8 protein-coding genes and 3 tRNA genes are annotated in these 8,276 nt (G+C 63.2%); 5 read left to right on the forward strand and 6 right to left on the reverse strand.

What is annotated here, in order from left to right:
* The 5 genes from Q0693_RS00005 to Q0693_RS00025 form a co-directional block, all read left to right on the forward strand.
* Positions 1-502: ABC transporter permease subunit (locus Q0693_RS00005; RefSeq protein WP_298627946.1), on the forward strand; the 502-nt coding region annotated here is incomplete at its 5' end.
* Positions 499-1,314: a phosphate ABC transporter ATP-binding protein PstB gene (gene pstB / locus Q0693_RS00010; protein WP_298627948.1), complete on the forward strand. Its 816-nt coding sequence runs from the start codon at positions 499-501 to the stop codon at positions 1,312-1,314. The genes Q0693_RS00005 and pstB, both read left to right, overlap by 4 nt.
* 10 nt (positions 1,315-1,324) lie before the next feature.
* Positions 1,325-2,497 (forward strand): MFS transporter, encoded by a 1,173-nt coding sequence (locus tag Q0693_RS00015; protein ID WP_298627951.1) that lies wholly within the window; start codon positions 1,325-1,327, stop codon positions 2,495-2,497.
* A complete protein-coding gene (gene recF / locus Q0693_RS00020) occupies positions 2,498-3,520 on the forward strand; it encodes a DNA replication and repair protein RecF (protein ID WP_298627953.1) in 1,023 nt (340 codons plus the stop codon).
* A gap of 91 nt (positions 3,521-3,611) precedes the next feature.
* Complete coding sequence (locus Q0693_RS00025; RefSeq protein WP_298627955.1) at positions 3,612-4,376, forward strand: DUF721 domain-containing protein; 765 nt, start codon at positions 3,612-3,614, stop codon at positions 4,374-4,376.
* 108 nt (positions 4,377-4,484) lie between these two features.
* Here the strand turns inward: Q0693_RS00025 and Q0693_RS00030 are convergent.
* From Q0693_RS00030 to Q0693_RS00055, 6 genes are all read right to left on the reverse strand, one after another.
* A tRNA-Val gene (locus tag Q0693_RS00030) sits at positions 4,485-4,561 on the reverse strand.
* A gap of 1 nt (position 4,562) precedes the next feature.
* A tRNA-Glu gene (locus Q0693_RS00035) sits at positions 4,563-4,637 on the reverse strand.
* A gap of 6 nt (positions 4,638-4,643) precedes the next feature.
* Positions 4,644-4,719 (reverse strand) — tRNA-Lys (locus Q0693_RS00040).
* A gap of 51 nt (positions 4,720-4,770) precedes the next feature.
* Positions 4,771-5,472, reverse strand: a complete 702-nt coding sequence (locus Q0693_RS00045; protein WP_298627958.1) for a hypothetical protein — start codon at positions 5,470-5,472, stop codon at positions 4,771-4,773.
* A gap of 57 nt (positions 5,473-5,529) precedes the next feature.
* Positions 5,530-7,905, reverse strand: coding sequence for a cytochrome c oxidase subunit I (gene ctaD / locus Q0693_RS00050; RefSeq protein WP_298627961.1), 2,376 nt, complete (start codon positions 7,903-7,905; stop codon positions 5,530-5,532).
* A gap of 14 nt (positions 7,906-7,919) precedes the next feature.
* On the reverse strand, positions 7,920-8,276 hold a 357-nt coding region (locus Q0693_RS00055), incomplete at its 5' end, for a cytochrome c (protein ID WP_298627963.1).

The raw sequence follows: 8,276 nt of genomic DNA on the forward strand, positions 1-8,276 counted from the left end.
TGTGTACGGCCTCCTTGGCCTGGCCCTTTTCGTAAGGGGAATGGGGCTTGGCCCCACCATCCTTCCCGCCGCCCTGACCCTAGCCCTCTTGGGCATTCCCGTGATCGTGGTCACCGCCCGGGAAGCCCTGAGGGCCGTTCCGGAATCCCTTCGCCTGGCAGCCTTTGCCCTCGGGGCCACCCGAAGGCAGGTGGTCTTCCGGGTGGTCTTGCCCGCCGCCCTTCCCGGGATGGTTACCGGGGTCATCCTTTCCGCCGCTCGGCTCATCGGGGAGGCCGCACCCCTCCTTTTGGTGGGGGCTGCCGCCTACGTCCCCTTTCTGCCCAATAGCCCCCTTTCGGAATACACGGTCATCCCGGTGCAGATCTACCTTTGGGTGGGGATGAACCTTCCCGAGTTCGCCCGGGTGGCCGCAGCCGGTATCCTGGTGATGCTCTTGGTGCTCTCCGTCCTCTACTTCCTGGCCCTTTATCTCCGGAACCGCTTTAGGAGGGAGTGGTGAACGCCCTGGATTTTCTCAAGGATCACGAGACCGTGCGCACCGACCCCGTGCCCGAGGCCGAAGCCTTGGTGGATGTACGCCACCTGAACCTCTGGTACGGCAAGGCCCAGGCCCTCTTTGGGATCAGCGTGCGCTTCCCCCGCAACCAGGTCACGGCCATCATCGGCCCCTCGGGGTGTGGCAAAAGCACCCTCCTGCGCTCCCTGAACCGCATGAACGACCTCATACCCGGGGTACGGGTGGAGGGGGAGGTGCTTTACGAGGGCATCAACATCTACGATCCCCAGGTGGACCCGGTGGCCGTGCGCCGGCACATCGGCATGGTCTTCCAAAAGCCCAACCCCTTTCCCAAAACCATTTTTGAGAACGTGGCCTTTGGGCTACGCCTGATGGGCGTGAAGGGGAGTGAGCTCGAGGACCGGGTGGTGGAGGCCCTAAAGCGGGCCGCCCTGTGGAACGAGGTCAAGGACCGCTTTAAAAAGGAGAGCGGCCTGAGGCTTTCGGGTGGCCAGCAACAGCGGCTTTGCATCGCCCGGGCCATCGCCGTGGAACCCCCGCTGCTCCTCATGGACGAGCCCACCAGCGCCCTAGACCCCATCGCCACCCAGGCCATAGAGGATCTAATCCTCGAGCTGAAGGAGCACTACACGGTGGTCATCGTTACCCACAACATGCAACAGGCCAGCCGCATCTCCGACCGCACCCTCTTCATGCACCTGGGGGTCTTGGTGGAAGAAGGCCCCACCGAGCTTATGTTTACCAAGCCCAAGCACCCCTACACCGAGGCCTACATCACCGGCCGTTTCGGCTAAACTTGGGGGGATGTCTCCCCTTGGCCTCCTCTTCCTAACCCTTTTCAACAGCATCCTCGGGCTTTCCATCCTCTTTCCCATCCTGGGGCCCCTAGGCCGGGAGTTGGGCCTTAGTGAGGTCCAGGTGGGCCTTTTCTCCACCGGCTATGCCCTCATGCAGTTTCTCCTTTCCCCCTTATGGGGAAGGCTTAGCGAGCGTGGGCGCAAGCCCATCCTCCTTTTGGGCATCCTGGGCTTTGGCATCAGCTTCCTGCTCTTTGGCCTGGTTGCCCTTCTGGGGCAAAAGGGGTTCTTCTCCCCCGGCCTCCTCTTCCTCCTCCTTCTCCTAACCCGGCTTCTGGGAGGGGCCTTCAGCTCCGCCACCCTCCCCACCGCCCAGGCCTATGTGGCGGACGTCACCGGCAGGGAAAACCGCACCGCGGGCATGGCCCTCCTGGGGGCGGCCTTTGGCCTGGCGGTGATCCTGGGGCCCGCCTTGGGAGCGGGGCTTGCGGCCTTTTTCGGCCTCCTGGCCCCGGTGTTTTTCTCCGCCGGGATTGCCCTCCTGAACGCCCTCTTTGTGGCCGTGGTGCTCCCCGAGTCCCAGCCCCAAGGCAGCATCCCTCCCGACCGGCTTTCCCCTTGGGAAGGCCACATCTTCCCTCTCCTTCTCCTGGGCTTTACCCTGAACCTCTCCAGCGTGGCCCTGGAGCAGACCATCGCCTTCTACTTCCAAGACCGCCTGGGGCTTTCCGGGGTGGAAACTGCCAGGAGCGTGGGCCTGGCCCTGGTGCTTTATGGGCTGGTGGCGGTGTTTATCCAGGGTTTTTTGGTGCGGCGCTTCTCCTGGCCACCCCGGACCCTTCTCCTCACCGGGGTGCCCCTGGGCGTGTTGGGCTTTCTCCTTTTGGTGGCGGCCCACACCTTCCCCCTTTTGGCCTTGGGCCTGGCTCTGCAGGGGGCGGGGGTAGCCCTGGCTGGGCCAGGCGTCACCGCCGCCCTCTCCCTGGCCGTGGGGGAAGGGGAGCAGGGCCTGGTGGCGGGGCTCAACAGTTCCGCCCAGGCCCTGGGGCGGATGCTGGGCCCTATACTGGGTACAGGGCTTTACCGGCTCGCCCCCGAAGCCCCCTACCTCCTAGGGGCTGGGCTCTTGCTGATGGTCCTCCTCCTGCTTCCCCTCCTTTTTCGCCGGGTTAGGCTTTAGATGCGCCTCCTATCCTTTCGGCAAAGGCACTTCCGCAACCTGGCCCTAGCCGCCTTCCACCCTCCCCAGGGGCTTTTCGCCCTGGTGGGGGGAAACGCCCAGGGCAAGACCAGCCTGCTTTTGGGCCTCCACCTGGCCCTAGGGGGAGAGGTGCGCAGCCCTTTGGCCGACCTCATCCGCTTTGGGGAAAAGGAAGCTTGGCTTTTCGCCGAGGTGGAAACGGAGCTGGGCCTCTACCGCATAGAGCAAAGGCTTGGCCCAGAGGGAAGGGTGGTCTTCCTAAACGAAAAGGCCGTAAGCCTCCGGGCACTCCAGGAGCTTCCGGGCTCGGTCTTGGTCCTGCCTGAGGACGTGGAGGTGGTCCTGGGAAGCCGGGAGGAGAGGCGCACCTTCTTGGACCGCCTTATCGGGCGCTTTTCCCGACGGTACACCGCCCTCCTTTCCGCCTACGAGAAGGCGCTTCGCCAGCGGAATGCCCTCCTAAAGGCGGGGGGCAATGGGCTTGCGGTGTGGGACCAGGAGCTTGCCCGTTACGGCACCGAGATCATGGCCCTTAGGGGGCGTTTTCTAAAGCGCTTCCTGCCCATCTTCCGGTCCGTCCACCAAACCCTGGCCCCAGGGGAGGCAGGGCTCCTTTTGGAGGAGACCGCGCCAGGGGATTTCCTCGAGGCCCTCCAGGCCCGGCGGGAAGAGGAGCTCCTAAAAGGCCAGACCCTGGTGGGCCCCCACCGGGACGACCTGGTCTTCCTGCTCTCGGGCCGCCCGGTACACCGCTTTGCTAGCCGGGGGGAGGCCAAGGCCATCGCCCTGGCCCTGCGCCTGGCCGAGCACCGGCTTCTTACCGAACACCACGGGGAAGCCCCCCTCCTCCTGGTGGACGAGTGGAGCGAGGAGCTGGACGAGGGCAAGCGGGAGGCGGTTTTGGCCTACGCCCGTAGCCTTCCCCAGGCTGCCCTGGCCGGGCTTTGGGCCCCCCAAGGGGTGCCGGTATGCTGGGTGGAAGGGGGGGTGGTCCTGGGCTAACCCAAACCCCACCCTGGCGCCAGGGTGGGGGCCCCGGAAAAACCCCTCTTTGGGTCCCTCCTGGGAAGTATAATCCCCAAGGAGGCTTCCCATGCCCTGGCACCTTAAGGAGGTGATCCCCGAGGCCCTTAAGAAGGCCGGGGGGAAGGAAAAGCTGAAGCGGGGCCTGGTGCTGGCCGCCTGGCGGGAGGTGGTGGGCAAGGAGCTTGCCCGCCTGAGCGAGCCCCTGGCCCTCGAGGGGGGTGTCCTCACCGTGCGCGTGGCCGACCCCGTCACCGCCCATCAGCTCACCTATAGCCGCCTGGCCCTCGTGCGGCGCTATGAGGAGCGCTTCCCCGGAGCGGTGAAGGAGATCCGCTTCGTGGTGGGCGCCTTGGAACAGGAGGCGCCTAGCCCCCAAGAGGCTCCGGAAGATCCCGAAAGGCTCCTTTGGGCAAACCGCCGGGCCCTGGAGCTGGCGGCCAAGGCTCCGCCGGAGCTGCAGCAGAAGGTGGCCCGCGCCGCCCTGGCCCTGTTAAAACAAGACCGAGGGCAACCCTGCCCCATCTGCCACAGCCCCAGCACCCAACACCCTTGCCCCACCTGCCGCCGCCTTCTGGAAAGCCCTTGGGTGCGCAAGGAAGCCGAGCGCCTGAAGCGGGGCCGGCCCACCTCCCTTGAAGGCGAAGCCCTTCTGGTGGCCCGCCATCTGGCCCGGAAATCCCTTCTGGAGGAAATGGAGGCCCTCTTTCCCCAGGCCCTGCGGGATGAGGGGCTACGTCCCCTCCTAAAGGACCTGGCTAAGCGCTTCCAAACCCTCTTCCCCCAGGAACCCTTGCCCGAAGCGGTGAAAAGCCTCTTGGCCAAGGAACCTTAGGGCTTGGCCTGTAGGGACCCATCCCGGAAGCGCATCCCCGGGAACCCTTTAGCCCGCAAAGCGGCTTCCCCCCTCGGCAGCGAGGGGGGAAGTCTGGCGTGGCCATCGTGGTGGGCGGCAGAGGATTTGAACCTCTGACCTCTCGCTTGTAAGGCGAGCGCTCTGACCAGCTGAGCTAGCCGCCCGTGGTGACCCCAGGGGGAATCGAACCCCCGTTTCGGCCTTGAGAGGGCCGCGTCCTGACCGCTAGACGATGGGGCCCCGCTTTGGTGGGCCGTGCAGGATTCGAACCTGCGACCTACCGATTAAAAGTCGGTTGCTCTGCCAGCTGAGCTAACGGCCCAACAGCCTTAGTGATTATAGGCGAAGGGCAAGGGCTTGTCCAGGGCACGGACTAGGAAAGCCCCCTTAGCCGCTCTAGGAACCAAAGCCCAAAGGCCTCCTCCTCTGCCCTCTGCCGCAGGGCCTCGAGGTTGAAGGGTCTAGGTTCCAGGACCTCCAAAGCCCGTTTCGGAAGGGGAGCCTCCTCCAACAAGGCAAAAAAGGCCTCATCGGCCCAAGGGGGCACCCAGGCCCCGCTGCGGCACAGGAAGGCCCGATGAAACATCCCCTCTGCCGGGCCTCCTGGGTCTTTGGCCCGCACCAGGGGAACCCTGGGCTCGGGCTCCAAAGAGGGATCGCGCCAAGGAGGGTAGAACACCCGGAGCCTGGCCCCCTCCTTGGCGTAGTAGACCATCCAGTCATCGCAGGCGGGCTCCTCCCCCAAGGGGCGATACCCAGCGTCGTGATGGGCATCAAAGAGGACCACTTCCCGTATCCCCTCGCGCACCTCGGGATGAAAGGCCAAGGCGTTGGAGTCGGCATAGTAAAGCTGGGCATCGGGAGCGAAGGTAAAGCGTTCCCAAAACCCTTCCCAGCCCTGGGCTTGGGGCAAAGGCAGCCCCCTTAGGAGAAAGGCCAAGGCCCGTTCCTCCCAGGCCTCCCCCAGGTAGTAGGGGGTTTCAAAGTGGGCCCAGGAGTAAAGGGACGCCAGGGGTAGAGCTGGGTCTTGGGGCACGGGAAAAAAGTAGTCAAAGTCCACCACCAGAAGCCGCATCCTCTTCCATACATAGCAAAGCCCCCGCCCAAGGGGCGGGGGCTAGAGGGCCGAACCCTACCAGACGTAGAAGAGGACCACGATGAACAGCCAGACCGCATCCACCAGGTGCCAGTACATGCTGGCCGCCTCGAGGGTGCCGTGGTGGTGCTGGCTGATCTTGCCCCTTAGGGCCTGCAGGTAGGCCAGGATGAGGCCAAAGCCCCCGATCACCACGTGCAGGCCGTGGAGGCCCACAATGGTGAAGAAGGTGGCGGTCCAGAGCTTCTCCTGCCAGCTGGAGTGCTGGTAGAACTCGTAGAACTCGTAGGACTGCACCAGGAAGAAGAGGACCCCCAGGATAATGGTGACCAAAAGGCCAAAGCGGAAGGGGCTGAACCGGCCCCGCCTTAGGTCGTGGTGGGCGAAGTGCACGGTGAAGGAGGAGCTCACCAGGAAGAAGGTGTTAAGGAGGGCAAGCCCCAAGGCCGGCCGCTCCTCCGGAGGCACGGCCGCGCCCGTGAGGCGGAGGTACAAGTAGCCGGCGATGAGGATGGCGAAGAGCCCCACTTCCGAAACGATGAACCAGGCCATCCCCATCCAGGCGTTGGACTTGCCGGAAAGGGTGTGGTGCTCCACCGGGTGGCTGTACTCGTCCTCCAGGGCCCAGCGGATGAGGCCATAGGCGAAGAGGGCCAGGAAGAGCCACATCCAGACGTTGGGCACGGGCAAGGCGGCCACGCTGACAAAGAAGGCGAAGAGGGTGGCGGCGGAGTAGAAGGGCCAGAAGGAGCTGTTGGGTAGGTGGATATGGCTGGGATCTTCCGGCTTCAGCTCCACCCCCTTCTTGGCCCAGTCGTAAAGGGGCCTTTCCGAGGGGAAGTCCTTGGGCAGGGCCACGTCAAAGTTGTGGGCCTTGGGCGGGGAGCTGGTGAGCCACTCCAGGGTGTACCCGCCCCAGGGGTTGTCGGGGGCCTTCTCCCCGGAGCGCAGGCTCTTCCACATGGCGTAGATCCAGACCAGGCCACCCAAGCCCAGGATGAAGGCCCCGATGGTGGAGATGAGGTTAAGCTCAGGCCAGCCGGCGATGTCCGCATTGTAGGTGTAGTACCGCCGAGGCATGCCCAGGAAGCCCAAGACATATTGAGGAAGGAAAGTCAGTAGGTAGCCCACCAAGAAAAGCCAGAAATGGAGCCTGCCCAAGCGCTCATCGTACATGCGGCCCGTCATCTTGGGCCACCAGTAGTAAAGCCCAGCAAAGGCCCCAAACCCAGACCCTGCCATCAAGACGTTGTGGAAGTGGGCTACCACGAAGTAGGAGTCATGGGCATGATAGTCAAAGGGAGTAAGGGCCAGCATTACCCCAGAAATGCCGCCCAGGAGGAAGTTAAAGATAAAGCCCAGAACCCAAAGGAGGGGGGTCTTCATTTGCAAATGCCCGCCCCAAAGGGTACCTATAATGTTAAAGAGCTTTACCCCAGTGGGCACAGCGACCAAAGCGGTTGCTATAACAAAGTAAATCTGGAAGAGGAGGGATTCCCCCACCGTAAACATGTGGTGGGCCCAGACGATGGTACCCACCACCACAATCCCCATCTGGGCCCACACCATGGCCTTGTAGCCAAAGGGTGGCTTCTTGGCAAAGGTGGAAGCCACCTCCACTAGGACGCCCAGATAGGGAAGAAGCATCACATAAACGGCAGGGTGGGAGTAAAACCAGAAGAACTGCTGGAAGAGTACCGGATCGCCCCCAATCTCGGGGTTGAACCAGCTAAGGCCCAGCTTGCGGTCTAGAAGGATGGTCAAAGCAGAGGCCGTAAGCCCTGCCAAGGTAAAAAGGTTAAGAATACCCGCGGCGAAGAGGCTCCAAACGTAAATGGGCATCTTCCACATGCTCATCCCCTGGGCCCTAAGGTTGTAGATGGTGGCGATGAAATTGGCGTTCCCCAGGAGGCTGGAGAAGCCCAGAAGAAGAATCGCGGCTGTGAAGAAGTCCACCCCACTACCCGACTGGGCAGAGAGGGGATAGTAAAAGGTCCAGCCCACGTCCGGGGCCCCTCCAGGGAAGAGGGCGCTCATCAGCACCATCACAATGGCTCCCAGGAAAGCCCAGTAGCTGAAGGCATTCACCCGGGGCAGGGCCACATCCCTAGCCCCCAGCATGAGGGGAAGCACAAAGTTGCCGAAGCCGGTGAGCCCCGCCTGGAGAATAAAGAAGAAGAGCATGGCCGCCCCATGCAGGGTAAGGATCTGGTTGTACTGCTCCCCGGTGAGAAGTGTAGCATTGGGCACCGCCAGCTGCGCGCGGATGAGCAAGGAAAAGACCCCCGCCAGGGCAAAGGCAAAGAAGGCGGTAGCGGTGTACATGAGCCCGATCTTCTTGTGGTCTACCGTGGTAAGAAGGTCCCAAAGGACCGCCCAGAAACCCGCTTTTGGCTTGGTTACAATCGCCATTTCCCCCAACCTCCTTAGAACCTAGGAAGCGCCTTAAAGTCAAACCCCTCCACCTTAAGCCCATCTAGATACCGCACCAGAGCGTTCAGATCTTCCTCGGAAAGCTGCGGAAAGCCGGGCATATTGACCCCCGGTTTCATAGCGGCAGGGTCCTTGATCCAGGCCTTCATGTGCTCTGGCGTGTAGTCCACGATCCCCGCCGCCAGGCTTACCCGGTTGCCGGTAAAGCCCAGCTCCGGACCGATAACTGCCGGCGGCATCTTGCCCTGGACCCCGTGGCAGGCCATGCAGTACTGCTGGAAGACCTCCTGGCCCCGGGCATCGGCCACGGGAGGCGTGTAGCCCTTAGTTGCCTCCACAAACCGGTCAAA

It is taken from the genome of uncultured Thermus sp. (assembly GCF_938010445.1).
GTDB lineage: Bacteria > Deinococcota > Deinococci > Deinococcales > Thermaceae > Thermus > Thermus altitudinis.